Source organism: Gordonia sp. CPCC 206044, assembly GCF_048537895.1.
Taxonomy (GTDB): domain Bacteria; phylum Actinomycetota; class Actinomycetes; order Mycobacteriales; family Mycobacteriaceae; genus Gordonia.
The window spans coordinates 121,614-146,778 of sequence record NZ_JBCLVL010000014.1 but is presented as its reverse complement, the minus strand read 5'-3'; the positions used below and the strand labels follow the sequence as shown (position 1 = coordinate 146,778).

The 25,165-nt window shown below is 66.8% G+C and carries 24 protein-coding genes; 15 read left to right on the top strand and 9 right to left on the bottom strand.

Annotated features, from left to right (window positions below):
* The first annotated feature begins 32 nt into the window (after positions 1 to 32).
* The gene (locus tag AAFP35_RS20740; RefSeq protein WP_419223533.1) at positions 33 to 767 is read left to right on the top strand and encodes an alpha/beta fold hydrolase; all 735 of its coding nucleotides are present in this window, start codon (positions 33 to 35) and stop codon (positions 765 to 767) included.
* Positions 768 to 936: 169 nt separating this feature from the next.
* Positions 937 to 1,773 carry an SGNH/GDSL hydrolase family protein gene (locus AAFP35_RS20735; protein ID WP_419223553.1) on the top strand — a complete coding sequence of 279 codons (837 nt, stop codon included), beginning with the start codon at positions 937 to 939 and terminating at the stop codon, positions 1,771 to 1,773.
* A 143-nt stretch (positions 1,774 to 1,916) separates the two neighbouring features.
* On the opposite strand, the gene AAFP35_RS20730 is transcribed toward AAFP35_RS20735, so the two are convergent.
* Positions 1,917 to 2,189 carry a hypothetical protein gene (locus AAFP35_RS20730; protein WP_419223532.1) on the bottom strand — a complete coding sequence of 91 codons (273 nt, stop codon included), beginning with the start codon at positions 2,187 to 2,189 and terminating at the stop codon, positions 1,917 to 1,919.
* Between the two features lie 24 nt (positions 2,190 to 2,213).
* Entirely contained in the window at positions 2,214 to 3,917 is a 1,704-nt protein-coding gene (locus AAFP35_RS20725; RefSeq protein ID WP_419223531.1) for a sodium:solute symporter family protein, read from the bottom strand.
* Positions 3,918 to 4,039: 122 nt separating this feature from the next.
* Between AAFP35_RS20725 and AAFP35_RS20720 the strand changes: the two genes are divergently transcribed.
* From AAFP35_RS20720 to galK, 3 genes are read left to right on the top strand one after another with little or no spacing between them, the layout of a single operon-like run.
* Positions 4,040 to 4,834 carry a DeoR/GlpR family DNA-binding transcription regulator gene (locus tag AAFP35_RS20720; protein WP_419223530.1) on the top strand — a complete coding sequence of 265 codons (795 nt, stop codon included), beginning with the start codon at positions 4,040 to 4,042 and terminating at the stop codon, positions 4,832 to 4,834.
* Positions 4,831 to 5,973 (top strand): galactose-1-phosphate uridylyltransferase, encoded by a 1,143-nt coding sequence (gene galT / locus AAFP35_RS20715; protein ID WP_419223529.1) that lies wholly within the window; start codon positions 4,831 to 4,833, stop codon positions 5,971 to 5,973. Before AAFP35_RS20720 ends, galT begins: the two co-directional genes overlap by 4 nt.
* Positions 5,970 to 7,046, top strand: coding sequence for a galactokinase (gene galK, locus AAFP35_RS20710; RefSeq protein ID WP_419223528.1), 1,077 nt, complete (start codon positions 5,970 to 5,972; stop codon positions 7,044 to 7,046). The genes galT and galK overlap by 4 nt, the downstream gene beginning before the upstream one ends.
* A 12-nt stretch (positions 7,047 to 7,058) precedes the next feature.
* Here galK and AAFP35_RS20705 read toward each other — a convergent pair whose 3' ends face one another.
* Positions 7,059 to 7,847 (bottom strand): aldose 1-epimerase, encoded by a 789-nt coding sequence (locus tag AAFP35_RS20705; RefSeq protein WP_419223527.1) that lies wholly within the window; start codon positions 7,845 to 7,847, stop codon positions 7,059 to 7,061.
* Positions 7,847 to 9,676: an ATP-binding cassette domain-containing protein gene (locus tag AAFP35_RS20700; protein WP_419223526.1), complete on the bottom strand. Its 1,830-nt coding sequence runs from the start codon at positions 9,674 to 9,676 to the stop codon at positions 7,847 to 7,849. The genes AAFP35_RS20705 and AAFP35_RS20700 overlap by 1 nt, the downstream gene beginning before the upstream one ends.
* 181 nt (positions 9,677 to 9,857) lie before the next feature.
* On the opposite strand from AAFP35_RS20700, the gene AAFP35_RS20695 reads away from it, so the two are divergent.
* The gene (locus AAFP35_RS20695; RefSeq protein ID WP_419223525.1) at positions 9,858 to 10,595 is read left to right on the top strand and encodes a glycoside hydrolase family 25 protein; all 738 of its coding nucleotides are present in this window, start codon (positions 9,858 to 9,860) and stop codon (positions 10,593 to 10,595) included.
* Between the two features lie 4 nt (positions 10,596 to 10,599).
* Here the strand turns inward: AAFP35_RS20695 and AAFP35_RS20690 are convergent, their stop codons facing one another.
* The 5 genes from AAFP35_RS20690 to AAFP35_RS20670 all read right to left on the bottom strand — a co-directional run bounded on the left by AAFP35_RS20690 (position 10,600) and on the right by AAFP35_RS20670 (position 15,613).
* A complete protein-coding gene (locus AAFP35_RS20690; RefSeq protein ID WP_419223524.1) occupies positions 10,600 to 11,535 on the bottom strand; it encodes a 4-(cytidine 5'-diphospho)-2-C-methyl-D-erythritol kinase in 936 nt (311 codons plus the stop codon).
* 144 nt (positions 11,536 to 11,679) lie between these two features.
* Positions 11,680 to 12,567 (bottom strand): 16S rRNA (adenine(1518)-N(6)/adenine(1519)-N(6))-dimethyltransferase RsmA, encoded by an 888-nt coding sequence (gene rsmA / locus AAFP35_RS20685; RefSeq protein WP_419223523.1) that lies wholly within the window; start codon positions 12,565 to 12,567, stop codon positions 11,680 to 11,682.
* Entirely contained in the window at positions 12,531 to 13,664 is a 1,134-nt protein-coding gene (locus tag AAFP35_RS20680) for a transglycosylase family protein (protein WP_419223522.1), read from the bottom strand. The genes rsmA and AAFP35_RS20680 overlap by 37 nt, the downstream gene beginning before the upstream one ends.
* Before the next feature lie 132 nt (positions 13,665 to 13,796).
* Entirely contained in the window at positions 13,797 to 14,774 is a 978-nt protein-coding gene (locus tag AAFP35_RS20675) for a TatD family hydrolase (RefSeq protein ID WP_419223521.1), read from the bottom strand.
* Complete coding sequence (locus tag AAFP35_RS20670; RefSeq protein WP_419223520.1) at positions 14,771 to 15,613, bottom strand: PhzF family phenazine biosynthesis protein; 843 nt, start codon at positions 15,611 to 15,613, stop codon at positions 14,771 to 14,773. Before AAFP35_RS20670 ends, AAFP35_RS20675 begins: the two co-directional genes overlap by 4 nt.
* Before the next feature lie 180 nt (positions 15,614 to 15,793).
* Between AAFP35_RS20670 and AAFP35_RS20665 the strand changes: the two genes are divergently transcribed.
* The 9 genes from AAFP35_RS20665 to AAFP35_RS20625 all read left to right on the top strand — a co-directional run bounded on the left by AAFP35_RS20665 (position 15,794) and on the right by AAFP35_RS20625 (position 25,161).
* On the top strand, positions 15,794 to 16,603 hold the full coding sequence (locus AAFP35_RS20665) for an MlaE family ABC transporter permease (protein ID WP_419223519.1): 810 nt from the start codon (positions 15,794 to 15,796) through the stop codon (positions 16,601 to 16,603).
* The gene (locus AAFP35_RS20660) at positions 16,603 to 17,463 is read left to right on the top strand and encodes an MlaE family ABC transporter permease (protein ID WP_419223518.1); all 861 of its coding nucleotides are present in this window, start codon (positions 16,603 to 16,605) and stop codon (positions 17,461 to 17,463) included. Before AAFP35_RS20665 ends, AAFP35_RS20660 begins: the two co-directional genes overlap by 1 nt.
* 2 nt (positions 17,464 to 17,465) lie before the next feature.
* Positions 17,466 to 18,794, top strand: coding sequence for an MCE family protein (locus tag AAFP35_RS20655; protein ID WP_419223517.1), 1,329 nt, complete (start codon positions 17,466 to 17,468; stop codon positions 18,792 to 18,794).
* Entirely contained in the window at positions 18,791 to 19,810 is a 1,020-nt protein-coding gene (locus AAFP35_RS20650; RefSeq protein ID WP_419223516.1) for an MlaD family protein, read from the top strand. The genes AAFP35_RS20655 and AAFP35_RS20650 overlap by 4 nt, the downstream gene beginning before the upstream one ends.
* 139 nt (positions 19,811 to 19,949) lie before the next feature.
* Positions 19,950 to 20,993: an MlaD family protein gene (locus tag AAFP35_RS20645; RefSeq protein WP_419223515.1), complete on the top strand. Its 1,044-nt coding sequence runs from the start codon at positions 19,950 to 19,952 to the stop codon at positions 20,991 to 20,993.
* Positions 20,993 to 22,147, top strand: a complete 1,155-nt coding sequence (locus AAFP35_RS20640; RefSeq protein ID WP_419223514.1) for an MCE family protein — start codon at positions 20,993 to 20,995, stop codon at positions 22,145 to 22,147. The genes AAFP35_RS20645 and AAFP35_RS20640 overlap by 1 nt, the downstream gene beginning before the upstream one ends.
* Positions 22,147 to 23,310 (top strand): MCE family protein, encoded by a 1,164-nt coding sequence (locus AAFP35_RS20635; protein WP_419223513.1) that lies wholly within the window; start codon positions 22,147 to 22,149, stop codon positions 23,308 to 23,310. Before AAFP35_RS20640 ends, AAFP35_RS20635 begins: the two co-directional genes overlap by 1 nt.
* On the top strand, positions 23,307 to 24,536 hold the full coding sequence (locus tag AAFP35_RS20630) for an MlaD family protein (RefSeq protein ID WP_419223512.1): 1,230 nt from the start codon (positions 23,307 to 23,309) through the stop codon (positions 24,534 to 24,536). The genes AAFP35_RS20635 and AAFP35_RS20630 overlap by 4 nt, the downstream gene beginning before the upstream one ends.
* Positions 24,526 to 25,161 carry a hypothetical protein gene (locus AAFP35_RS20625; RefSeq protein ID WP_419223511.1) on the top strand — a complete coding sequence of 212 codons (636 nt, stop codon included), beginning with the start codon at positions 24,526 to 24,528 and terminating at the stop codon, positions 25,159 to 25,161. The genes AAFP35_RS20630 and AAFP35_RS20625 overlap by 11 nt, the downstream gene beginning before the upstream one ends.
* The last annotated feature ends 4 nt before the right edge of the window (positions 25,162 to 25,165 follow it).

The window sequence follows — 25,165 nt, the reverse complement described above, 5'->3', positions numbered from 1 at the left end:
CGGTGGACGATCGCGGGCATACTGACATCTCGATGAGCACCATCGACTCCGCGGCGCCCACACCCGTCGTCCTCGTGCACGGTCTACGCGTCAGCGGCTCCTCGTTGCGACGTATCACCGCCGGCATCACCGACAGACCGGTGCGCACCCCCGACCTCCCCGGCCACGGCACCCGCAGTGCCGACACCTTCGACATGGACGGTGCGGTTCGGGTCGTCGTCGAGGCGATCGATGCGCTCGGGGCCCCGGCAGTGGTTGCGGGCATGTCTCTGGGTGGCTACGTGTCGATGGCGGTCGCCGGACGCCATCCCGAGCGGGTGCGCGGATTGGTCGTGATGTGCGCGACCACCCAGCCCAGTCGCATGCTCGCGTCGCCGTTTCGGGCTTTCGGTGCCGCGACGAGCGTGCTGCCCGCCCAGGCAGCCGTGATCAGCAAGGTACTCACCCGGGCCGTCGTGGGACGACAGGTCGCCGAGGACATGGAGGCCGGTGGACTGGCTCTGCACTCCATCCGGGACGTCGTGGGAGCACTGTCGGATTTCGACGCCTTGGCGGCCGTCGGCGATTTCCCCGGGCCGACCGCATTCGTCAACGGCGGCCGCGACCAGTTCCGCCTGCACGAGCAGCGCTTCCTGGCCGCGTCCGACCACGCCGAACTGCAGGTCATACCGGGTGCAAGTCACCTGTTCCCGCTCATCCAACCGGCCCGTACCGCAGGCATCATCACCGCATTCGCCCAGCGCTGCGATCGCATCCCGACCAGGTGAATTTCGCACCGGTACTCGACTACCGGGCCCGGACAGGTGTGTCCTCCCCTACAATCCCTGGAAGTCTGCGGTGTGTATCGCACCGCTGGTCGAGGCGTCGTGAGGTGTGTTGGTGAGAGGACGTGGGTGGGGACGTGCGGCGGGTCTGTTGACCATCGCACTGACACTGATGATCGGGGTGGGCACGGTGAGCGTGTCGTCGGCGCAGGCCGCCCCGACTCCGACGCCGGTGCGCTACACCGGCGGACCGTACGTGGCGATGGGCGATTCGCGGGCGTCCGGGGGCTTCTTCACCCCGACGCCCGACTACTTCCTCGGGTGTAAGCGCTCGGCGTTGAACTACCCCACGATCGTCGCGGCGATGACGTTGCCCCGGCGTTTCGTCGACACGTCGTGTGCGGGCGCCCAGGCACCTCAGCTGTATCGCGCAAGCCAGCACACGGCGTTCGGCAACAAACCGCCCCAGGTGTGGCTCGTGCCGCGCGACGCCCAGGTCGTCACCGTCAGCATCGGCGGCAACGACATGCGGTGGGGCGCCATCGTCGGGCGGTGCAACACCGCACCGTTCACCGATCGTCACTGCCGATCCAACCGTGGGCTCGCCGGCGAGGTGTCCTGGCGAATCGCCCGGATGGAGAATCGGGTGACCCCTGCCCTGCGGGCCATCCGGCGCAAGGCCCCGCGTGCCCAGATCATCGTCGTCGGCATCGGAGGTTTCATGGGCAGCCACGGGTGCTGGCCCGCGGTGCCGATCAGCGATCCCGATGTCCGCTGGCTCAACCGCGTGTTCGGCCGGGCCAACCAGGCGCTGCACCGTGCGACCGACAAGGTCGACGGCACGTTCATCGACGCCAATCGTCGGTCGGCCGGTCATGACCCGTGCAATCCGATCGGCGCATGGTACGAGAGCGCGATGTCCAACGGCAGTATCGCCTACGCCTACCACATCAACCAGCAGGGAGCGGTGGCCGTCGCGCACATGGTCAACGGCGCCATCCGACGCTGACACGGCCGAGCGCTCCGGCTGCCGCAGCAGCCACGCACGCGTGGGGCGTCATCGAACGGCGCGTCCACACACCGTCGGTACGGACCCGCCCGTGCGCGACCGCCTCGTCACTGCGGTCGGAATCCTTTTGGGCACCGACGATCTCACCGACGGCGGGTCGGCCGCCACGCCGCCCACCCGAGGAACAGGGCGGCGACGACCACCAGGATCGCACCCACCCAGATGTTGGCCCCGTCTCCCACCGACATGTCGATCGGGTTCGTGGACGGTGCACGCTCGTCTGCTCCGGCGGATGCCGACGCCGGGATCAGGCCCGCGATGAGCAGGATGATCCCGTAGATCAGCATCAGCGCACCGACGATGTTGCGGATGTCGAACAGACGTAGCAGGAGTTGGTTTCGCTTGTCGTTGTTCATGTCTCGAGCCTCCGGTGGGTCGGGTCAGTGGAAGACGATGTTCAGCACGATGACGAGCACGATGACGATCGCACCCAGGGGCACCGGCCGCGCGATCCACGGGGTTCCGCGGTCGTCACCCTGCAGCGTCGCCTTGTCGGTGAGCGAGTAGACGAATCCGGCGAGTTCGGCCTCGGGTCGCGGCTTGGTCACCAACGAGACCAGCACCGACACAACGATGTCGACGATGAACGCGCACGACGCGGCCACGAATGCCATTCCCTGCCCGGGCAGATCGATGACACCCGTCTCCTGCATGACGAAGACGACCACGGCCGCGGCGGTACCGCTCACCAAGCCCATCCACCCCGCGGTCGGCGTCATCCGTTTCCAGAACATGCCGAGGATGAAGGTGGCGAACAACGGAGCGTTGAAGAAGCCGAAAAGCGTTTGCAGGTAATCCATCAGGTTGGAGTAGCCGGCCGCGATGGTCGCCGTCCCGATGGCCAGGAGCACCGCCGCAACCGTCGCCACCCGGCCGACGGTGATGTAATAGCCGTCCTCACGGTCCTTCACCACGTACTGCTGCCAGATGTCGTAGCTGAACACGGTGTTGAAGGCCGAGACGTTGGCGGCCATACCGGCCATGAACGACGCGATGAGTCCGGCCACCGCCACACCCAGCAGACCGTTGGGCAGGATGTCGCGCATCATCAACAGGATCGCGTCGTTGTACGTCACCCCGTCGCCTGCGCCGGTGTTCTTCAGATGGATCATGTCGCCGATGGCCGCCGCGCAGATCATGCCCGGAACGACGACCACGAAGGGGATGAACATCTTCGGGATCGCACCGATGATCGGGGCACGCCGCGCCGCCGACGTCGAATCCGACGCCATCGCGCGCTGCACCTCGACGAAGTTCGTCGTCCAGTAGCCGAACGAGAGCACGAACCCCAGGCCGAACACGATGCCGACGACCGACCAGACGGGCGAGGAGAAGCCCGACAACGCCTGGCCCGGCCACGAGTTCAACTGTTCGTGCACGGTTGCGGTCACCGCACCGTCCGACGCGTGGGTGTCGATCACCTTGTCCTTGAGCCCACTCCAGCCACCGACCTTGATCAGGCCGATCACGGTCAGCGGGACGAGCGCGGCCAAGATCACGAAGAACTGCAACACCTCGTTGTAGATGGCGGCCGACAGACCGCCCAGAGCGGTGTAGGTGAGCACCACGGCGGCGGCCACGATCAACGACACCCACTCCGGCCAACCGAGCACGGCGTTGATCACCGTCGCCAGCAGGAACAGGTTGACACCCGCGATGAGGACCTGCGCCACCGCGAAACTCAGCGCGTTGACCAGATGGGCCCCGGTACCGAATCGTCGGCGCATGAACTCCGGGACGCTGCGCACCTTTGACCCGTAGTAGAACGGCATCATCACCAGGCCGAGGAAAACCATGGCCGGGACGGCGCCGATCCAGTAGTAGTGCATGGTCGCCAGACCGATCTGGGCCCCGTTGGCCGACATGCCCATGATCTCGACGGCACCGAGGTTGGCCGACACGAAGGCGATACCGGTGACCCACGCAGGCAGACGCCGACCCGACAGGAAGAAGTCGATACTCGTGGCGACCTGTCGTCGAGCCATGTAGCCGATCCCGAGCACGAACACGAAGTAGATGGCGATCAGGACGTAGTCCATCACCCCCGTGTTCAGCCGCAGGATCGCATCGGATGCCAGATTCACGGCAGCCCCCTTGGTGCGCTAAGCAATCAATGACCGTCAGAAACTAACAGAAGACAACATCAGATCGGTACGGGTCTGTGAATTTATGTGCGTTTTGGTTCGACCTTGCTACGATTTCGGACATGCTTGCAGCGGAACGGCGAGGACGTGTCCTCACCGCGGTGATCTCTCGCGGCGCGGTGAGGGTGGCCGACCTGGCCGCCGAACTCGGCGTCTCCGAGATGACGATCCGTCGAGACCTCGATCAGCTCGAGTCCGAGGGAGAGGTGAGCAAGGTCCACGGAGGTGCCGTCCGCGCGGACGTCGACCTGGCGGTGCGGGGTCTGGAACCGCCGTCATCGTTGAAGGCCACCCGGGAACCGCGGGCCAAACAGATCATCGCCGCCGACGCCCTGCGGTTCGTCGAGGACGGGATGACCATCGCCATCGGCGCCGGCACCACCACCCTCGAGCTCGCCAGACTCCTACGCGGCCGGGCCATCTCGGTGGTGACCAACTCGGTGTCGATCTTCCATCTGCTCACCGACCCGGGTGACGAACCCATCGACACCTCGACCGTGCAGCTGACCGGCGGGCAGCGCACCCCGTCGGACGCGCTCGTCGGCCCGATCGCGAATGCGGCGCTGGAGCGATACCGGACCGACCGAGCATTCATCGGCACCCATGGCATCGATCCGGCCGCGGGATTCACCACGCCGAATCTCGGGGAGGCGGAGACCAACCGGAAGTTGCTCGACACCGCACGCTCGACCGTCGTCCTCGCCGACCACACCAAGTACGGCGAGATCGGCGCACATCTGTTCGCCGGGTTCGACCGCATCGACCGACTGATCACCGACGACGGCCTCGCCGATGCCCAGCGGGCCGAGCTCTCCGACGCCGTCGCAACCACCATTGCCGAAGGACAGCCTCGATGACCTCAACGGACGACTCCCCCGGCGCCGACGATACCGGCCGCGTGATCCGCGAGCCTGTATCCGCACCGCTAGCCGACGGACGGGAGATCCTGTTCTACTCGGCCGGCGACGAACCTCCGGTCCCGGGCGTCGACCACCGCGATCTTCCTGCAGCACCCCGTGATTCGCCGACCAGGATACGACGCGATCCGCAGACCCGGGATTGGGTGATGATCGCCCCCACGCGGCAGGAGCGCACCTACAAGCCGCCGCGCAAGATGTGCCCGCTGTGCCCGGATCCCACGGGACGGTCGAGCGAGGTGCCCGCCGAGGATTACGACGTCGTGGTCTTCGAGAACCGATTCCCGTCGTTGTCGACGGCGCACGCCGGGACCGGCTTCACACTCCCCGAACCCGTCGACGAACTCCTCGTCGAGGCGCCGGGTTACGGTCGCTGCGAGGTGGTCTGCTTCACCAGCGATCACGACGGCGCCTTTTCTCGACTGTCACCCGAGCGCGCCCGGATGATGGTTGATGTGTGGTCGCAGCGCACCGACGACCTGCTCTCGCGTGACGGTGTCGAGGAGGTGTTCTGCTTCGAGAACCGTGGCGAGGAGATCGGCGTGACACTCACGCACCCACACGGGCAGATCTACGCCTATCCCTTCCGGACTCACCGCACCACGACGATGACCGAAGCCGCACGCGAGCACCGAAGCCGCACCGGTACAGACCTTTTCGAGACGATCCTGGCGACCGAGGTCGCCGACGGCCGCCGCGTGCTGCGTCGCACCGAGTACACCACCGCCTTCGTACCGTTCGCCGCACGGTGGCCTGCCGAGGTGCACATCTACCCCAACCGCCACGTACGGCGGCTTGCAGAACTCACCGATGCCGAGGCCGACGACCTCGCGCTCACCTACCTCGACGTCCTCCGCGCCTACGACGACCTGTACGGAAAACCGTTGCCCTACATAGCATCGTGGCATCAGTACCGTCCCGACGCCGACGAAGGCCATCTACACGCGGAGTTGTTCTCGATCCGCCGCAGCGCCGACAAGCTCAAGTATCTCGCCGGATCGGAATCCGGCCGCGACGCGTTCGTCACCGACAAGACCCCCGAGGACGTCGCCGCCGACCTGCGGAAGGTGCTCCGATGAACGACCGCCGCGCGTACGCGCCCGGACGCCTCAATCTCATCGGTGAGCACACCGACTACAACCTCGGCTACGCGTTGCCCATCGCGCTGCAGTTCGGCACCACGGTCACCTTCCGCGCCGACCCCGAGAGCACCGTACTGACCGCGGTCTCGGATTCCGAGGACGGCCGGGTGGACATCGGTCTCGACACCTCCCCCGGCGCGGTCGAGGGGTGGGGTGCGTACCTGGCCGGTTGCGTGTGGGCGCTCCGCGAGGCCGGGCACACGACTCCCGGTGGGCGCCTGGAGATCACGTCGACGGTGCCGGTCGGCTCGGGCCTCTCGTCGTCGGCGGCGCTGGAATGCGCCGTGCTGCTCGCACTCACCGCCGACCACGACCTACCCCGGCACGAGCTGGCCCGACTCGCACAGCGCGCGGAGAACGACTACGTCGGGGCACCCACCGGACTCCTGGATCAGCTGGCCAGCCTGTTCGGTGAACCCGACAACGCACTGCTCATCGATTTCCGTTCGCTCGACGTCACCCCCGTGCCGATTCCGTTCGACCAATCGGTACGGATTCTGGTCATCGATTCCCGTGCACCGCACCGCCATGCGGCCGGTGAGTACGCCGCGCGACGCGCGTCCTGTGAGGCGGCCGCGGCACATCTCGGTCTGCCGTCGCTGCGCGAGGCCACACCGGATGCCTGGCGCGAACTACCGGAGGGCACCGAGAAGCGAAGGGCTCGGCACATTCTCACCGAGAACGCGCGCGTTCTCGCGGCGGTCGACGCACTGCGCGGGGCCGACCTGGTGCAACTCGGGCGCCTCATGAACGAATCGCACACCTCGATGCGCGACGACTTCGAGATCACCACCGACCACATCGACCTGATCGTGGAGACGGCGAGCGAACTCGGCGCACTCGGCGCCCGCATGACCGGCGGCGGCTTCGGCGGATCCGTGGTCGCCCTGTGCTCGGCAGACGACGCACGGCGTATCACCGCCGACCTCCCCGCGATGATCGAACGCGCCGGGCATCCGACGCCGACGATTCGGGATGTCCGGCCCGGCGCCGGTGCACACCTGTTGTGACAGAACCGTTTGTCACCAGGTCCATTCGGCGGTGACCACGAGCTCGTCGCCCGGTCGAACCACGACCGGTGCGGTGTTGAGCCCGTCCGGTGGCCCCGACTGCGGCTCGACACACACCGCGAAGTCGCGGTGGTCGTAGACCACCACGAAGCGGGCATCGCTGCGGATCCGCAAACGCAACCGGTCCGGCCAATTCACCACGACGTCGACCCCGTCGGGCATGCCGAAACAGTCATCCCATGGTGGCGGCTGCGGGGCGATACGGCGACCCGTCGGCAGGTGATCGTCGCCGCGCTCCTCCTGCCAGGCAGGGTCGAACTCGACGCGCAGCGGTGCGCTCGAACCGTCGAGGTGACGACGGAACCACGGATGCCATCCCGCCTGCGCCGGAAAAGGCCTGTCCTGCGCGCGAATCCGCATCGTCATCGACATCGCGTTCGGCGCGAGCACGAACTCCTGGGTGACGGTGCCGCCGAAGGGCCACCGCGAATCGAGCTGCTGCACCAGCGTGACCCGGTCCGGGCGTGCGGCCTGCACCTGCCACGGGCGGTCGCGGACCAATCCGTGCAACGCATGTGGCGGGTCGTTGCGGTCGAACCGGTGCGTCGCGCCGTCGAAGGCGAGCTCTCCGTCGCGCATCCGGCCGCACCACGGCGCCATCGGGAAGCTGCCGAACCCGTCACCCCGGTGCAGCACCTCGACACCGTCGACGATCAGCGAGGCCAGGCTTCCGGTGGACGAATCGATCTGCGCCGCAGCACCTTCGACGTCCAACGAGACATCCGGGTGTGCCCCGGACATCACTCCACCTTCTCGGCCGCCTCGAGCCACTCCGACTCGGCGGTCTCCTTGTCGGCGACCACCTGTCGCAGCTCGGCGTTAAGCGTGGTGAGGCGTTCGGGATCGGTCGCGGCATCCACCAGCGCGGCGTGCAGGTCGTCCTCGCGCCGGGTCAGTTGTTCGAGCCGACGTTCCAGCCGGTTCATCGCCTTGCGCGCCTCCCGATGTTCGGCGGCGCTCACCGCCGGCGTCGAGGACTCGGCTGCCGCGGTGGTCGACGACGCCTGCGATGCGCGCGGTGCGGGTGCGGAAGCGATCTCGCGACGACGCTGCAGGTATTGCTCGATGCCACCGGGCAGGTTGGTGAGCTTGCCGTCGCCGAACAACGCCCAGGTGCTGTCGCAGATCCGTTCGATCAGATACCGATCGTGGCTGATCACCACGAGCGTGCCGGCCCAGCCGTCGAGGAGATCCTCGAGTTGCTGCAATGTGTCGATGTCGAGGTCGTTGGTCGGCTCGTCGAGGAGCAGCACATTGGGCTCGGCCATCAGCACCCGCGTCATCTGCAGGCGGCGGCGCTCGCCGCCGGACAGGTCGCCGACCGGCGTCCGCTGCCGTGCCGGGGTAAAACCGAGCCGTTCGGCGAGCTGCCCTGCGGACATCTCCTTGTCCCCCACCATGATCCGCGTGGCGACGGACTCGACTGCGTCGAGCACACGCTGATCGGGATCCAGATCGTCGAGTTCCTGGCGCAGCCAGCCGATGGTGACGGTGGTGCCCTCCACACGGCGTCCGGGTGAGACGTCCACCTCGCCTGCCAAGGCGCGGAGCAGGGTCGTCTTGCCCGAACCGTTGACACCGACCAGGCCGATACGCTCCCCCGGCGCCAGACGCCAGGTGAGGTCGTCGAGCAGGACCTGTCCACCTCGGTTGTCGTCGGACCCGGCGGCGGGTGTCGTGATACGCGCGTCTTCGAGTTCGATGACGACCCGGCCGAGCCTGCGTTTGGCGAACGCCGACAACGTGACGCTGTCGCGCGGTGGGGGCACGTCGGCGATCAGTCGTTCGGCAGCTTCGATTCGATAGCGCGGCTTGGACGTACGGGCGGGCGGTCCACGGCGCAGCCACGCCAGTTCCTTGCGCGCCAGATTCTGTCGCCGTTCCTCGGCCGCATCGGCCAGCCGCGACCGCTCGGCCCGTGCGAAGATCCAGTCGTTGTAGCCGCCTTCGTATTCGTCGACCCGCCCCGAGTGCACCTCCCAGGTGCGGGTGGCGACGGTGTCGAGGAACCACCGATCGTGGGTGACGACGACGAGAGCGCTGCGGCGCGCGACCAGGTGATCGGCGAGCCACTGCACACCTTCGACATCGAGATGGTTGGTCGGCTCGTCGAGGATCAACAGATCCGCATCCGAGACCAACGCGGCTGCGAGCCCCACCCTGCGCCGTTGACCGCCGGACAGTTCGTCGACGCGCGCATCGAGCAGGGCGGCGATGCCGATCCCGTTGAGAATCCCCCGGATTCGTGGGTCACCTGCCCATTCGTGGACGGCCACCTCAGGACCGCCGACAACGACCTCCGCGACCGTCGCACCGGCAGGCAACTCGCCGCGCTGGGTCACGGTCGCGATCCGGACGTCCGACGCGTGCGAGACGCGGCCCTGATCCGGTTCGGTCAGGCCGCCGAGGATCTCGAGCAATGTGGTCTTGCCGCCGCCGTTCAGACCGACGACCCCGATGCGTTGCCCCTCGTGCACACCGAGGGACACCGACTCGAGCAACGGCTTGATGCCGTAACTCTTGCTGATGCGATCGGCGTTGATCAGCGCGGTCGGATTCGCGGGTGCCACCGGTCGACCCTAGCAACGTGCCATCCGGTATCAGCGGTGGCCACCGGCGCACGACTGTGCCCGCACGTGCCGGGACGGAGTCGGCGATGCAGAGCGCATTGTCATCGTGACCCGGTCACCGGTCCACCTCTGTGCACCAATGGTCTGCGCCGGTGAAGAAGATTCTTTACCGTGAATACCCATGATCCTCAGACGATCACTCATCACCTTGTCGATCGCCGCCACCGTGGGCCTCACCGGTGGGCTGAGCACCGTCCCGGCCGGCGCGGCTCCCCAGGTCGGACCCGACGTCTCCAGCCACCAGCACCCCGGCAATGCCTCGATCAACTGGTTCGCCGTCCGGGCCGCGGGCCAGCAACTCGCGATGGTCAAGGCGACGGAGTCCACCTGGTACGTCAACCCGTATTTCGTGACCGACAGCCTCGCCATGCGGGCCGCAGGCCTGATCCGCGGTACCTACCACTACGCCGATCCAAGCCGGCCCGCCGCTCCTCAAGCACTCTTCTACGCGACGGTCGTCCTCGGACAGAACGGCATCCTCGACCTGCCGCCGGTCCTCGATCTCGAACATTCCGGCGGTCTGGGGCCACGCGCGTTGGCAGCCTGGGTCCGTGAGTACTTCGCCGTGCTCGAACCCCTCACCGGGCGCAAGACGATCATCTACACGTATCCGCAGTTCTGGAACACGGCGATGGGTGCCACCCGTGAGTTCGCCGACCATCCGCTGTGGATCGCGTCGTACAACGGCGGCGCGGGACCGCAGATGCCGCGCGGCGGCTGGCGGACGTGGCGGTTCTGGCAGTTCACCGACAGCGGGCGGTTGCCCGGCGTCCCCACCCGGGTGGATCTCAACCGCTACAACGGTTCGATCGGATCGTTGCGCGCCTACGGCAACGCCATCAACGTCTTCGGCAGCTGAGACCTCACTCGTCGAGGACGCGCGCTCCCGGAGCCGGGCCGCTCGCGGTGCGCACCGCTCGCGCGACACCGGCCCCCGACAACTCGGCCGCGACGTCGACCGCCGACGTGGCATCTGCGCACAGGAAGGCACATGTGGGCCCGGAGCCCGAGACGATTCCGCCCAGAGCGCCGGCGTCGACACCGGCGCGCAGGGTCCGCCGCAGGGTCGGCTGCAGGCTGAGCGCCGCAGCCTGCAGATCGTTACGCAACAGCGGTGCCACCACGTGCGGATCCCCGGACGTCAACGCGGCCATCAGTTCATCGGGCCGCGTGATCTCCGCGGTCGATTCGGACCTGTTGTCGCGCAACCTGTCCAGCTCCCGGTACACCGCCGGGGTGGACAGCCCGGTCTTGGACAACGCCAACACCCAGTGGAACTCGCCGCGAGCCAGGATCGGCATCAGTCGTTCGCCACGGCCGGTTCCCAGCGCGGTGCCCCCGCGCAATGCGAACGGCACGTCGCTGCCGAGCCCGGCGGCGATCTCGGTGAGTTCGTCGCGGTCCAGGTCGGCGTGCCACAGATTGGCCACCGCCACCAGGGCACCCGCGGCGTCGGCGCTGCCCCCGGCCATGCCCCCGGCCACCGGTATCCGTTTGACCACGTCGATCGCCACCTTCGGCGGACGGCCGACCCGGCGTCCGACCTCGATCACCGCCTGAGCCGCGAGGTTGGATTCGTCGGCCGGAACGTCGCCGGCACCTTCCCCGCTCGTGGCGACGCGCAACTCGGTGGCCGGACTGACCCGTACGTCGTCGTGGAGAGAAAGCGCCTGGAAGACGGTCATCAGGTCGTGGTAGCCGTCGTCACGGAGCGGGCCCACGGCCAGGTAGAGATTGACCTTGGCGGGGACACGCACGGTGACCGCGTCGGACACCACCGACAGCGAGGCTCGAGACACAGGGATCCAGGGTAATCGATCGCGGCAACACAGCCCGGAAGTCACCCCGCCGACTCAGCCCCGCCGACTCAGTGCGCCGGATGACTCCTGGGGCCGTCGGACGTCTGTCCGCGATCTCGAGGACAGACGGATCGCGCCGTGGGTTCAGTCGAGCGAGGCGAGACGTACGTAGTCGTCCACGGCGAGACGCTCCCCGCGCATCCCGGGGTCGATACCGGCCGCGCGCAGACGGCGCTCGGCCTCCACGGGACTGCCCGCCCAGGCCGACAGCGCCGATCGCAGCGTCTTGCGGCGCTGCGCGAACGCCGCGTCGATGACGGCGAAGACCCGGGCGCGCAGGTCCGGGTCGTCGGGGTAGGTGTCGGTCCGATCCACCCGGACCAGACCGGATTCGACCTTGGGCTCGGGCCAGAACACATTCCGGCCGACCGCACCGGCACGCCGGACATCGCCATGGTAGCGGGCCTTGACGCTGGGTACCCCGTACACCCGGCTGCCCGGAGCGGCCGCGAGTCGATCGGCCACCTCGGCCTGCACCATCACCAGAGCCGTTGCGATGCTGGGGAATTCACCGAGCAGGTGCAACAGCACCGGCACGGCGACGTTGTACGGGAGGTTGGCGACCAGGGCGGTCGGGGCGACCGGGAGATCCCCGCGGCGCACCGTCATCGCATCGGCGGTCACCACGGTGAGGTCGGCGGCCCGCGAGGGCGCATGGTCGGCGACGGTGGTCGGCAACCGTCCGGCGAGTGTCGGGTCGATCTCGACGGCGATCACCTGTCCGGCCTTGCCGAGCAGGGCGAGAGTCAGCGAGCCCAGCCCGGGCCCCACCTCCAGGACCACGTCGTCGGCGCCGACACCGGATTCGGCGACGATACGTCGCACGGTGTTCGCGTCATGAACGAAGTTCTGGCCGAGCGTCTTGGTCGGCCGGACACCGATCTCGGCAGCGAGTTGCCGGATCTGGGCGGGACCTAGGAGACGGGGTTCGTCGCTCAGCGCAGGCCCAACCGTGACGAGCAGGACGGCCACGCGCCCCACCCCTGTGCATCGAGGGTCTTCTGCGCGATGGCGATCTGCTCTTCACGCGACGCCAGGTCTGGTCGCGCGGCGTACTCCTGACCGCCCCACCGATCCCAGGTGTTCTGGTCGAACTGGATGCCACCGTAGAAACCGTTGCCGCTGTTGATCGCCCAGTTGCCGGTCGACTCACACTGCGCGAGCTGATCCCAGACCGATCCGGCCTCGACGTACGGGGCCCCGGGCTTGGTACCGACCTTGACGGTCGAGGCCAACGGCTCGGTGAGCACCTCGGAGTCGAGCTTGTCGCGCTTGACGACCTTTCCGTTCACCATCGTCACCGAGTATCGCACGCGCTGCTGACCGGGCTTGCCGCGCTTGAGGACGACCTTGCGGTCCCGGACGAGCGTCGGATCCTGCTGGGTGACCTCCGGCGGTGCGACGGCCTCGGTCTCGGTGGAGTCCATCGTGCGGATCCGGGTGACCTTGATCTTCATGCCGGGAGTGACCGGCGTGTCGGCGGCGGGGACGACCTCGTCCTCCTGGGCCAGCGGCTTGCCGGTCTCGGCCAGTAGGTCGCGGACCGTCTTGGCGGCGACCGTCGGACGGTAGGTCACCCGCCCGTCGGTGAGCGTGACCTTCTTGGGCAGCGTCACGTCGACCACACCCCCGGTCACCGGCAGAGACGCGGTGCGCGCGAAGTTCGTGTCGCCGGCTGCGGCGTGCTGGAGCCCGTGCTCGTCGAGGAGCTGGTGGATGTCGTCGGCGGTGGTGGTGACGTGTTTGCGCTCCCCGTCCACGTCGAGGGTCAGCTTCTTGAGCCGATGCAGCGTGATGGTCTGGCCGTCGGAGACGCCGGAGTCGGGCGACGGGGAGATGTCGTCACCGTCGACGGGCTCGAGCCCCTGGGACCGCAGGACGGAGTCCACCGACATCGCCATGGTGGAGACGTTCCGGACCTGGCCGTCGACGTTGATCTTCACGTCCTTCTGCATGGCGACACCCATCACACCCCCTGCGGTGAGCGTGGCCAGCACAGCGCCGACGGCGACGCGGGCACCGGTGGAGTGCGAACTGTTGATGCGAGCGAGAACAGACAAGATGAACATCCTGGTCGGGGACAACTGCGTCCACGCCACAACCAGAAGCGACTCTCAACCCCCCGGACTCACACACAGCCCTCACCGGCCGGAATCGCTGCCTGAGCAGCGGGATCACAATACGATAACGAACGGGTGCAGTTATCGCAAAGGTAACCCGTACACGCGTCGCGCGTTGTCGCCCAGAATCCGGGCCATCTCGACGTCGTCCACGCCGCGGACCTCCGCCAAAGCACGAGCGGTGTATGGCAGGCAATACGACTGATTTGGCTGGCCACGGTAGGGATGCGGGGTGAGGAACGGCGCATCGGTCTCCACCAGAAGCGCGTCGTCTGGCACCAGCCGGGCCGCCTCGCGAAGCTCCGCGGCGTTGGAGAAACTCACCGTGCCGGCGAAGCTCAACATGAACCCTCGATCGACACATTCCATTGCAACGTTTCGGTCACCGGAGAAGCAGTGCATGATCACGGTCTCCGGCGCCCCTTCGGCCGCCAGGATGTCCAGCAAATCGCGGTCGGCCTCGCGATTGTGGATCATCAACGGCTTGCCGACGCGCTTCGCGAGATCGATGTGCCAGCGAAACGCGTCGGCCTGCACTCGGGGGCTCGCGCACGATTCGGACCGCCCGGGCCAGTAATAGTCCAGGCCCGTCTCCCCCACGGCGACGACCCGTGGGTCGGCGACCATCTCCTCGAGTTCGGCCTTCGCCGCGTCGTCGAGCTCACCGGCGTGCATCGGATGCAGGGCCACCGCCGCGAAGGCACGGGTGTCCCAGCGCGCCGCGTCCATCGCCCAGCGCGCGTCGACCATGTCGTCGGCGACGGTCACCACCGCCTCGACGCCGACACGTTCGGCATGATCGAGGATCGATCGCACCGCATCGGGGTCACGGCCGCCGCAGGCCGCGAGATGGGTGTGGGCGTCGACGAGTCCCGGTAGCGGCGTCGGATCCGGTGGCGGCTCCCGGCGACGACGCTTGCGGGCCGCCTTGTTGCTCTCGGTTTCGCTGCGTTCGCCTCGGCTGGGTTCGGTGTCGCCGCGTTCGGTATCGCGCCGTCCGTGGGTGGATTCTGGCGTGCCGTCGGCGGAGGCGCGGGTGCTGTCGGCGGTGTCGCTCACAGGTTCACTGTGCCAGCGATGACCGTGGTGGCCGCACCCCCCACCCAGATGTCGGTTCCGTCGTCGGTCACGTGGATGCGTCCGGCGCGGCCCAGTACGGTTCCCTGCGCCGCGACATAGTCGGCGGGCGCCTTGCCCTCGCGGCGCAGCCAGACGGCGATTCCGGCGTTGAGGCTGCCGGTCACCGGGTCCTCGGGGACGCCGATGCCCGGGACGAAGGCGCGGACCTCGAAGGCGACCTCCGGTTCACCGGGCAGGCCGTCGGGATGGGCGCCGAGAAGGCCGACATTTTGCGTACCGAGCGCGGCCATGTCCGGCGTGACCTCACGGACCAGGTCGCCCGAGGTCAGTGCCACCACCATCCAATCCGGCCCGTTGGCGACCCATTCGGCATCGACGACGTCGGCGGGCTGCAACCCCAACGCGGCGGTGACCTCGCGGACGGTGTCGGAATCGACCGGCCCCGACCGGATCAACGGGGGTGCCGCGAACGCCAGTTCGGCGCCGTCCCGCCGGATCTCGACGAGTCCGATACCGCACTCCTGCACGATCCGCTCGCCCTTGGGCACGCCGCCCGATCCCAACCAGGCATGCGCAGAACCCAACGTCGGGTGCCCGGCGAAGGGCAGTTCACCGCCGGGGGTGAAGATGCGCAGTCGGTAATCGGCCGCGGCTGACGTCGGCGGCAGCAGAAAGGTGGTCTCGGACAGATTCGTCCATCGCGCGAACGCGGCCATCGCCTCATCGGCAAGCCCTTCGGCATCGATGACGACGGCGACCGGATTGCCCGCGATGGGAACGGACGAGAAGACATCCACCTGCTGGAAACGTCTGGACATCCCTTCATCTTGGCCGTCGGATGTCGGCCGGCCAAGCGAATTCCGCCCGGGTCATGGATGAAGTTTGTGATTTCATATATGTGACCTGATACGGTACGTTCTCGTTGCGATGCAGCTCACAGCCACGGTCGGGGTGGCTGTGCATCTCACCACTGCATCGGGGGAACGGGGGGAAGTGCGATGGCGTTTGAGCTGCCCGCATCAAAGGGGCCGCTGCGCGATCTGGCCAACGAAGCCGGTCACACGCTCGGGTTCGCTTTGCAGGCCATCGGTTCGCTGGTCGTGGCGATACTGCGCCGACGACTCTCGATCACCGAGACGCTCAATCAGGTGGTGTTCATCGGTCGGGTCAGCACCGGCCCGTCGCTGTTGCTGATGATCCCGGTCGGCGTCTTCATCGCCGTCTCGGTCGGCGAGCTCGCCGGACGTATCGGCGCGGGCGGCTACTCGGGCGCCGTCGTCGCATTCGTCATCGTCGGGCAGGCCTCCGCACTGGTGTGCGCGCTGATGATGGCCGGCGTCGCCGGATCGGCGATCTGCACCGACCTCGGTTCGCGCAAGATCCGCGAAGAGGTCGACGCGATGGAAGTCATGGGGCTCAACGTGATCGAGCGACTGGTCGCTCCTCGCATCGCCGCCGCGATCATCGTCTCGCTGGTGCTCTGTTCACTCATCACGGTGACCGGCGTCGGAGCCTGCTACCTCTACCACATCTACGTCCAGCACCTGCCTGCCGGCGCCTTCATGTCGACGTTCAGCCAGTACGGCCGGATGTCGGACTTCGTGATGGCTCTGGTCAAGGCCGCGATCTTTGCGTTGCTGTCCACGATTGTCGCCTGCTTCAAGGGATTACACGCCCGCGGCGGCCCGCGTGGGGTGGCCGACGCGGTCAACGAAGGAGTCGTCATCGCGTTCGCACTCGTGTTCATCTTCAACACGATCCTCTCGCAGCTCTACACCGTGATGGTGCCGGCCGTGGGGGCGTACTGATGGTGTCCGCGGACCTGACGCTGCGTGCGCGGCGCTCCTCTCAGCGACGTATCGACAATGCGGTCGCCGGACTCGTCCGGCTCGGCGAGTACGTCACCTTTGTCATGCGGGCCATCATCGCCGTGCCGTACACGCTCGTGCACTACCGCAAGCACGTGCTCAACCAGATCGCCGAGGTCACCTTCGGCACCAAGTCGCTGCTGTCCGGCGGCGGCACCCTCGGCATCGTGTTGGCGATGTCGTTGGCAGCAGCCATGATGCTGGGCGTCGAGACGTACCGAGGTCTGCAACTCGTCGGCATGACGACGCTGTCGGGCATGCTGTCGGCCATCGCCAACACGCGTGAGCTGGCACCGGTCGTGGTGGCGATCGCGTTGGCCGCCAAGGTCGGAACCGGTTTCACCGCGCAGGTGGGTGCCATGCGCATCTCCGACGAGATCGCCGCGCTCGACGTCATGGCGATCCGGTCGATCCCCTTCCTGGCCACCACCCGGATGATCGCCGCGATGGTCTGCGTGCTGCCGATCTACATGATCGGTCTGCTCGCGAGCTACATCGCCACCCGCCTCGTCGTCGTCTGGTACAACGGCGAGTCCTCCGGCACCTACGACTACTTCTTCCACCTCGCGCTGACCCCGATGGACCTCGTCTACTCGGCGACCAAAGCGATCGTGTTCGCCGCGATCGTGACGCTGGTGCACTGCTCATACGGCTACTTCGCCAGCGGCGGACCCGAGGGCGTCGGTCAGGCCGCGGGCCGCGCGTTGCGCACCTCGATCCTCGCGATCGGCATCTTCGACGTGATCTTCACCTTCGGACTCTGGGGTCTGGTGCCACAGATCCCGGGAATGGGGATCTGACGATGTCGACGATGCTCCCGGGCAACCCGGTGTCCAAGTTCGGCTATATCGTGCGGGCATTGATCGCCGTCGTCCTGATCCTGACCTTCGCACTCTGGATGGTGTCCCGAAGCGCCGGCTCGCTGACCTCGAAACCTGTTGTGCACGCCAGCGTCCCGGCTCAGGCCGGCCTGATCACGTCGGGATCGCCGGTGCGTTATCACGGGGTCAAGATCGGCGAGATCGGCGGCATCGACGCAGGCGCCACCTCGTCGCGGGTCGATCTCGACATCGACGAAGGCGCGATCGGCACAATCCCGTCGAATGTCATGATGCGGGTGCTGCCGCGAACGTTCTTCGGCGACATCTACGTTCAGCTCCTGCCGGACCCGACTCGCCCCGAGGCGGCGGGATCGCTGTCCGACGGCGACGAGATCCGTGTCGACAACGGCCCCGACGCGATCAACCTCTACGACATCTTCACCAAGCTGTCGGATCTGCTCGCCGAGGTGCAGCCGGACAAGATGAACATCGCTCTGGCCGCGGTCAGCCGTGCGCTCGGCGACAACGGCGACGAACTCGGTGTCATGATCGATGACTGGTGGCAGGCATCGCACGAACTCGAAGGTTCGCTCAACCGCTTCATCGACGCCACACCCCGGTTCCGCCAGGTGATGGAGAGCCTCAAGCGGGCCACTCCGGACATCGTGAAGACACTCGGCTCGGTCACGTCCATCTCCCGCGGCATCGTCGAGCATCGTGACGGACTCGCCGAGTTCTTCGCATCGGCGTCGGGATTCCTCGGGGTCGCAGGACCTTTCGTGGCCCGGCAACGACACAACCTGATCACCGTCCTCGATTCCACGAGCACCATCTTCGGCACCGTCGCAGACAACTCGGCAGGCGTCTCACGCACTCTTTCCGAGGCCGACAAGTTCGGCGCCGCAGGCACCGTCCTGTTCTCGAGCGGGCGCTTCAACATCACCGCGGTGCCCACCTTCTCGCAGCCGATGCCCTACACCGCTGCCGATTGCCCCACCTACGGATCCATGCGCGGCTCACAGTGTTTCGGATCGGGCACCGGCCTCGGCACCGGTCGGGTCCGAAAGCCGGGGCAAGGCAACGGCACCATCCTGCGCCCCGAGGCCGAGCCGGCGTCGGCGGACCTGTCACCTGCCGGTGCTGCCGGGCCACCGGTGATCGACGGCTCGGCCGAGCGTGGAGCGCTGGCCGGTCTCGAGGCCGTCGTCCGCGGCGGTGATCCGAGAGCCGCGGCCAAGGGCACACCCAATCCGGCGACCGTGATGATGCTGGGCCCGATGGTCCGGGGAACCGAGGTGAAGGTCTCATGACGACGTTGTCGAAGAAGACGATCATCAAGTCACTCGGCTTCGTGATCATCGGTATCGTCGCCGCGATCCTGGTGAGTAACACGTTGCGCGTACCGGTGCGCGGCGCCACCGACACCTATCAGATCCAGTTCACCGATGCCGAAGGTGTTGTCGAGGGCAATCCGGTCACCATGTCCGGCGTCCGGGTCGGCCGGGTGCAGTCGGTCGAACTGCTCCCCCGCCCCGACGGCTCGGCACTCGCCTCGGTGGAGGTCGCCGTCTCCCGCGATCATCCGATCCCACAGAACGTGCATGCCGCCATTCGCTACGGGGACATGCTGGGCGCCAGGTACATCGCACTCTCGCCCGGTGGTGCCGAACAGCCTGCCCGCGAAGGGAACACGATCCCGATGGGCGCGACCACGGCACCGGTGAACCTGACCGCACTGATGAACGGCTTCGAACCGCTGTTCTCTGCGCTCGATCCCAAACAGGTCAACGAACTGGCCCGAGGCTTCGTCGACACCTTCGAGGGACGGTCGAGTTCGGTACATCTACTGCTCGAACAGATCGCGTCCATGGGGTCGAACCTGTCCGCCAACAGTGCGGTGTTCGCCCGCCTGGTGACCAACATGAACGTCCTCATGACGACCGTCGATCACCACACCCCACAGATGAACGAACTGTTCACCGGGTTGAGCCAGCTCACCTCCGCGATGGTCGGCGACAACGGACAGTTCGCCGCGCTGATGGACAGCGGCGATCGGGCCGTCGCCGCGCTCGCCGGCATGATGACGGCTTCCGGGGACAGTTTCCGCAAGAGCCTGACCGGACTGAAGGACGTGACCGGATCGTGGATTCCCAACACGGCAGCGTTCACGACATTTCTGGATCGGCTTCCGCAGATGGCCCACAAGATCAACCAGAGCGGACGCTACGGCGGCTTCATGACCCTGTACCTGTGCAACTTCACGCTGAAGGCCGGTGGCGCCGAAGCCAACATCTTCGGCCCCCTGCACTCCCCGTCATGTCTGTAGAGCCCGTCATGTCCACAGATCGTCACGACGTGCCCACCGCCGCCATCCCCTCGGCGGTAATCCCCTCTGCCGTAATCCCCTCTGCCACCGTTCCGTCTGCGACGCGCGCCGCCCTGATAGGAAAGTAGGAGATCAACCCGTGTTTCTCGTCAGGCTCATCGACGTCTTCGTCGGGGTCTTGGAGTTCGTCTTCAAGTCCGACAAGCGGGCCCAGGGGGCGTCGCCTGCCGTATTGGGCTCGGCAGGCATCATCACGCTGGTGGCGCTGATGCTCGTCGCGGTCGGTGTGCCGCAGATGAGTTACTTCTCGCGGACCTCCCCGTTCACCGCCGAACTGGCCAACGCAGCCGGCCTCACGACCTCCGATCCCGTTCTCGTGGCGGGCGTACCGGCGGGGCGTATCGAGCGGATCGACCTCGCGGGCGACCGGGTCCGGGTCGGGTTTCGCCTCGACAACGACCAGCCGCTCGGCAACCAGACGCGTGCCGGTGTCCGCTTGCGGACCGTCCTGGGCAAGCGCTATCTGGAGATCACGCCTGGCGGTACCGGAAAAGTCGGACCGGACAACACGATTCCGCTCACCCGAACCGAGACGCCCTACAACCTCGACGACATCTCCGCCGCAGCGGTACACAGCTCCACGGAGATCGATCCCGAGGCATTGCGGACGATGATGACCACGATGGAGTCGATCATGCCCTCTTCGTCGACCCTGACCGCGTCGATGACCGGTGCGTCCGGTGCCACCGCCGCGATCACCGGCACCGGCAAACAACTCGACCAGCTCCTCGTCATGTCCCAGCGGCTGGCCCAGATCACCGCGCAGCAAAGCGATTCGGTGTCCGACGCATTGTCCGGAACACAGGCCATCGTCACGACCCTGGCGGTGCGCCGCACCCTGTTGACCCGGCTGGTGGACAACCTGCGCACCATCCTCGCGCAGATGGCCGCGACCTTCCCCCAGATACCGATGGGTGAACTGACCGGCAATCTGGTGAAGGTGACCGGGACGTTGCGGGCCAATGTGGCGAGTATCGACGAGATCCTGACGAAACTGCCGCCCGCGATGCGCACCGTGACCGACGCGACCGGCAACGGCAACTGGACCGACGTCCTCTCACCGTCGGCCGTGATCCCCGACAGCATGCTGTGCGTGCTCGGCGTGATGCAGGGGTGCCGCTGATGACCTTCCGTCAAGTCCGTGAGGTCCGCCGTCGAAAGCGCTACGGCGGCAAGATCTTCGTCGCACTGATCATGGTGGCCGCGATCGTCGCCGGTCTGTGGTACACGGTCGGCCGCGACCCCGACATCCGAACAGTCAACGCCGACTTCGCCTTTGTCAACGGCCTCTACGCCGGATCCAAGGTCACCGTGCTCGGTGTGCCGGTCGGGCAGATCACCGAGGTCACCCCGCGCGGCGACCACGTCCGGTTGACGCTCACCGTCCCCGGCGGGGTGAAGTTGCCCGCCGACGTCGAGGCATACGTCCTCAATCCATCGGTCATCAGCGACCGACACCTGGAACTGGGCCCCGCATACACCGAAGGTCCGGAGTTGGCCGACGGTGCCGTGATCCCGTTGACCCGCACCCACTCCCCCATCAGCTGGGATCAGCTGATGGACAGCATCGGTGTCCTGACCAAGATCGTCGGACCGGCAGACAAGGCTGCCAACAAGTCCGGCGACCTCGGTTCGCTGCTCGCCGACACCGCCCGCACCTGGAAGGGCAGCGGCAACGAGTTCGGCTCGGCGATGTCCGATCTGGCGTCGGCGTCCGGGATCGTCGGTGCCCGCACCGACGACATCCAGGATCTGATCGACAGTCTCAACCAGCTGATGCAGACCTTCCACACCAAGCAGGTCTCGCTCGACGGGTTGGTCCGGTCGATGAGTACGCTCAGCACCCAGTGGGCGCAGGCCAACCAGGACGTGGCCGGCCCCCTGCGTGATCTGCGAGTCGTGTTCGAACAGATCAACACGTTCGTCATGGAGCACGGCAACGACGTCGGTGTGGTCGCACAGAACCTCGAGGTTCTCGGAAAGACGTTGGCCGACAACAAGGCGGGCTTGGCAGAGTTCATGGACCTGGCGCCGCTGATGCTGCAGAACCTGTCCAGCACGATCGGACCCGACCGACGCGGACGCATCCGATTGAACGTGTCGACGACCCTGACGCAGTTCAAGACGCTCAAACCGCTCTGCGACCGGTTCCCGATGCCCCTGTGCGTGGGCGCCGGACTCACCAACCCGATCTCCTTCCCGATCAGCACGTCGGACCCCCTGGGCATCGTCTCCGCCATCACCGGCGGCGCACTGCCCCCGAAGGCAGGTGGATGATGGCCGTCACGATTCGCCCGGGCGGGCGCACCCTGCGCGGCGCACTCGCCGCCGCACTCGCCACCGTCGCGGTCTCCGGTTGTTCGGTCGGCCTGCAGGATCTGCCCGTCGACGCAGGCGGTCGCAGTTCGTTCGACGTCACCGCCACCCTGGTGACCGCCGACGGCATCGTGTCGGGTGCCGACGTCCGCACCGGTCAACTCATCATCGGCCGGGTCACCGACATCGGATTGGATGCCGGACACGCCGAACTCACGTTGGCGCTGGATGATTCGACCGACCTTCCGGGCAATGTCACCGCAACGGTGGAATTGCCGTCGGCGCTGGGCAACCCCTTCGTCCGGCTCACCGCGCCCGAACACCCGGAGGGTCGATTGTCCGACGGCGCGCACATCGCGCTGTCGGACACCTCGGTGGGCCCGCAGGTCGAGGGCACGCTCGCCGCGCTCGGCAACATTCTCGGCGGGAGCGGCGTCAGTCAACTCCAGTCGGTCATGTCCAGCCTCAACACCGCGTTCGCCGACCGGTCGGACAAGGTCGTCGACCTCATCGACACCCTGAACCGGCTGCTCGCGCGCTCCTCGCGCTACACCGACGATTTCAACCAGGCGATGGCCGCGGCCGCCGACGTCAGCGATCTGTTCGTCGCCCAGCAGGAGCTGGTCGATGATTTCCTCGGCCAGGTCCCGCAGGCGGTGAATGTGCTGGCCTCGCAGCGGGATCGGATCGCCTCCTTGATGCAGCAGACGACCGCACTGGCCGGAAACCTGGACCAGGTCGTGAAAGGTCGGCAGCCAGAACTCAATTCGATGGTCTCCGATGCACAGACCCTGGTGGATTCGCTCGGCACCTTCAACAACGACGTCGGACGCACGTTGGGTCACATGAACTCGTTCATGACCAACTTCAACCGCTCGGTCCGCGGCGACTACCTGGTGTTCGATGGTGCCCTCGACATCCCCGGCGGCATCGACAAGATCATCACCGGCGGGCTCCTGGCCTCCGGTCAGCCGCTGCCCGGACCGGCAGACCTGCGTGACGCGCTGACCGGTGGACTCACCTCGGCGAAGAAGAAGCATGCCAAGAAGTCGGCGAGCAGCAAGCAGACAAAGCCGACCGACAAGAGCGCACCGGCCGGATCACGGCAGGGAGGACAGCGATGAAACTGCGCCTACCCACCGGGATGCTGCAATTCCTGATCTTCCTGGCGATCTCGGCATTCGTGGTCCCCTACGGCATCAACTTCATCGCCGGGCCGGAAGGCTTCGGCGACAAGCTGACACTGCACGCCACCATGGACGACGCGTTCGGACTCACCCCGGGTACGGGCGTCACCCTGCGCGGGGTCGATGTGGGGACCGTCAAGACCGTCGCGCTGTCGGGGGACGGTGACGGCGCAGACGTGGAGGTCGTCGTCCGCGGCGGCACCCAGGTCCCCGCCGACTCCTACATGCAGGTGACGATGGCGTCGATGGCAGGCATCCAGAGCGTCGACATCATCCCGAGTTCGGCCGATGGCCCGTATCTGAAGACCGGCGACACCATCTCCGCTCCCGCCGACAAACAGCCCAAGCAGATGGACGCGATCATCTCCGATGCCGCGAATGTGTTGCGCAGCATCGGCAGCGGGCACGTGAACGTGATCGGCAACGAGCTGTACCAGGCGTTCGCCGGCCACGACAAGTCCCTCTCGGAGCTGGTCACCAACGGCACCGCCCTGGCGAGCCTGGTGAACCGCAACGCACCGATCCTGCGTGGACTGTTCGACGATTGGCTAGATGTGCTCGACGCCATGGCCGACAACACCGACGCCTTCGAATCCGGAATGCGGTCGACGGCCAGCTTCACCGACCAGCTCGACGCCAACCAGCCGGTGTTCGTCTACCTGCTCGATCATTCTCCGGCTGCGCTCAGCCACGCCCAGGGGCTGTTCGACAAGTACCGCGGCACCTTCGGCGGCGTGTTGGCGAACCTCGTCACCGTGGAGCCGATCATCAGCAACCGGGAGCAATCCCTGGCGACCGGACTGAAGACGATTCCGCAAGGGCTGCAAGACCTCCGCTCGATCGTGAAGAACGGGCGGGCCGACTTCGCACTGGTGGGCACCCAGGGGCCGGTGTGCATGTTCTACGACGAACCACGACGCGCCGTCGGAGATCTCACACCCTCGAACCCCAACCTCACACGGTATTGCCCACCGGGCAAGGGGCTCGGGCAGCGCGGCGCGGTCAACGCGCCGCGGCCCGACGCACTAGGGACATCGAACTGGCAGTCACCCGGGCAGACCTCCGGGCCGGCAGCCGTCGACGATCCCCTCCTCATACCCAACGGCGCCGAACTCCTCGAGTGGTGGCGGCTGCTTCTAGAAAGGGCACGACATGGCAACTGAAACCGAGATTCGCACGGACGACGACACCACCGCGGACGTCGACGCGACCGAACAGGCCGACGACACGACGAAACAGAAGACCACGGCCACGCGCACGGCCCCGGTCTCGTCGCGACGGCGGGAGAAGAGCGGACGTCGTCCGCGGGTGAGGACGGTGGTGACCGCGGTCGTCGGTCTCGTCCTCATCGCAGCCACCGTCTTCTTCGGTTACTCCTATTTCGCCGATCGTGACAACGGCGACTCGGTCTCCACGCAGACCCGCTCCGAGGCGGTGGGTGTCGCCCGCGACTACGCGATCAAGTTGTCCAGCTTCGACTATCGCGATCTGAACAAGAACCGCGACGAGATCGACTCGATGTCCACTCCCGATTTCGCGAAGAAGTACGGCGAGATGGTCAAGGCCCTCGGCGAGATCGTCACCAACGGCAAGGGCGAGGCCACCGCGACGGTGTCGCATTCGGCAGTGGAGTCCATCTCCCCGGAGAAGGCAACCGTGCTGCTGTTCGTCGATCAGAAGGCCAAGAATGTCGTGGCGCCCGACGGCAAGGTGCAGCCGTACCGGATGCTGGTGACGCTCAAGCAGTCCGATGATCACTGGCTCGTCGACAACGTCGAGACCCTCTGACCTC

Excerpts from the sequence above, each read along its gene's own strand:
- AAFP35_RS20625 (WP_419223511.1), top strand. The coding sequence starts at position 24,526 with ATGGCAACTGAAACCGAGATTCGCACGGACGACGACACCACCGCGGAC.
- AAFP35_RS20680 (WP_419223522.1), bottom strand. The coding sequence starts at position 13,664 with ATGTTCATCTTGTCTGTTCTCGCTCGCATCAACAGTTCGCACTCCACC.
- AAFP35_RS20735 (WP_419223553.1), top strand. The coding sequence starts at position 937 with ATGATCGGGGTGGGCACGGTGAGCGTGTCGTCGGCGCAGGCCGCCCCG.
- AAFP35_RS20705 (WP_419223527.1), bottom strand. The coding sequence starts at position 7,847 with ATGTCCGGGGCACACCCGGATGTCTCGTTGGACGTCGAAGGTGCTGCG.
- AAFP35_RS20655 (WP_419223517.1), top strand. The coding sequence starts at position 17,466 with ATGTCGACGATGCTCCCGGGCAACCCGGTGTCCAAGTTCGGCTATATC.
- galT (WP_419223529.1), top strand. The coding sequence starts at position 4,831 with ATGACCTCAACGGACGACTCCCCCGGCGCCGACGATACCGGCCGCGTG.
- AAFP35_RS20635 (WP_419223513.1), top strand. The coding sequence starts at position 22,147 with ATGGCCGTCACGATTCGCCCGGGCGGGCGCACCCTGCGCGGCGCACTC.
- AAFP35_RS20695 (WP_419223525.1), top strand. The coding sequence starts at position 9,858 with ATGATCCTCAGACGATCACTCATCACCTTGTCGATCGCCGCCACCGTG.
- AAFP35_RS20665 (WP_419223519.1), top strand. The coding sequence starts at position 15,794 with ATGGCGTTTGAGCTGCCCGCATCAAAGGGGCCGCTGCGCGATCTGGCC.
- AAFP35_RS20650 (WP_419223516.1), top strand. The coding sequence starts at position 18,791 with ATGACGACGTTGTCGAAGAAGACGATCATCAAGTCACTCGGCTTCGTG.
- AAFP35_RS20720 (WP_419223530.1), top strand. The coding sequence starts at position 4,040 with ATGCTTGCAGCGGAACGGCGAGGACGTGTCCTCACCGCGGTGATCTCT.
- AAFP35_RS20640 (WP_419223514.1), top strand. The coding sequence starts at position 20,993 with ATGACCTTCCGTCAAGTCCGTGAGGTCCGCCGTCGAAAGCGCTACGGC.
- AAFP35_RS20670 (WP_419223520.1), bottom strand. The coding sequence starts at position 15,613 with ATGTCCAGACGTTTCCAGCAGGTGGATGTCTTCTCGTCCGTTCCCATC.
- AAFP35_RS20740 (WP_419223533.1), top strand. The coding sequence starts at position 33 with ATGAGCACCATCGACTCCGCGGCGCCCACACCCGTCGTCCTCGTGCAC.
- AAFP35_RS20660 (WP_419223518.1), top strand. The coding sequence starts at position 16,603 with ATGGTGTCCGCGGACCTGACGCTGCGTGCGCGGCGCTCCTCTCAGCGA.
- galK (WP_419223528.1), top strand. The coding sequence starts at position 5,970 with ATGAACGACCGCCGCGCGTACGCGCCCGGACGCCTCAATCTCATCGGT.
- AAFP35_RS20630 (WP_419223512.1), top strand. The coding sequence starts at position 23,307 with ATGAAACTGCGCCTACCCACCGGGATGCTGCAATTCCTGATCTTCCTG.
- AAFP35_RS20730 (WP_419223532.1), bottom strand. The coding sequence starts at position 2,189 with ATGAACAACGACAAGCGAAACCAACTCCTGCTACGTCTGTTCGACATC.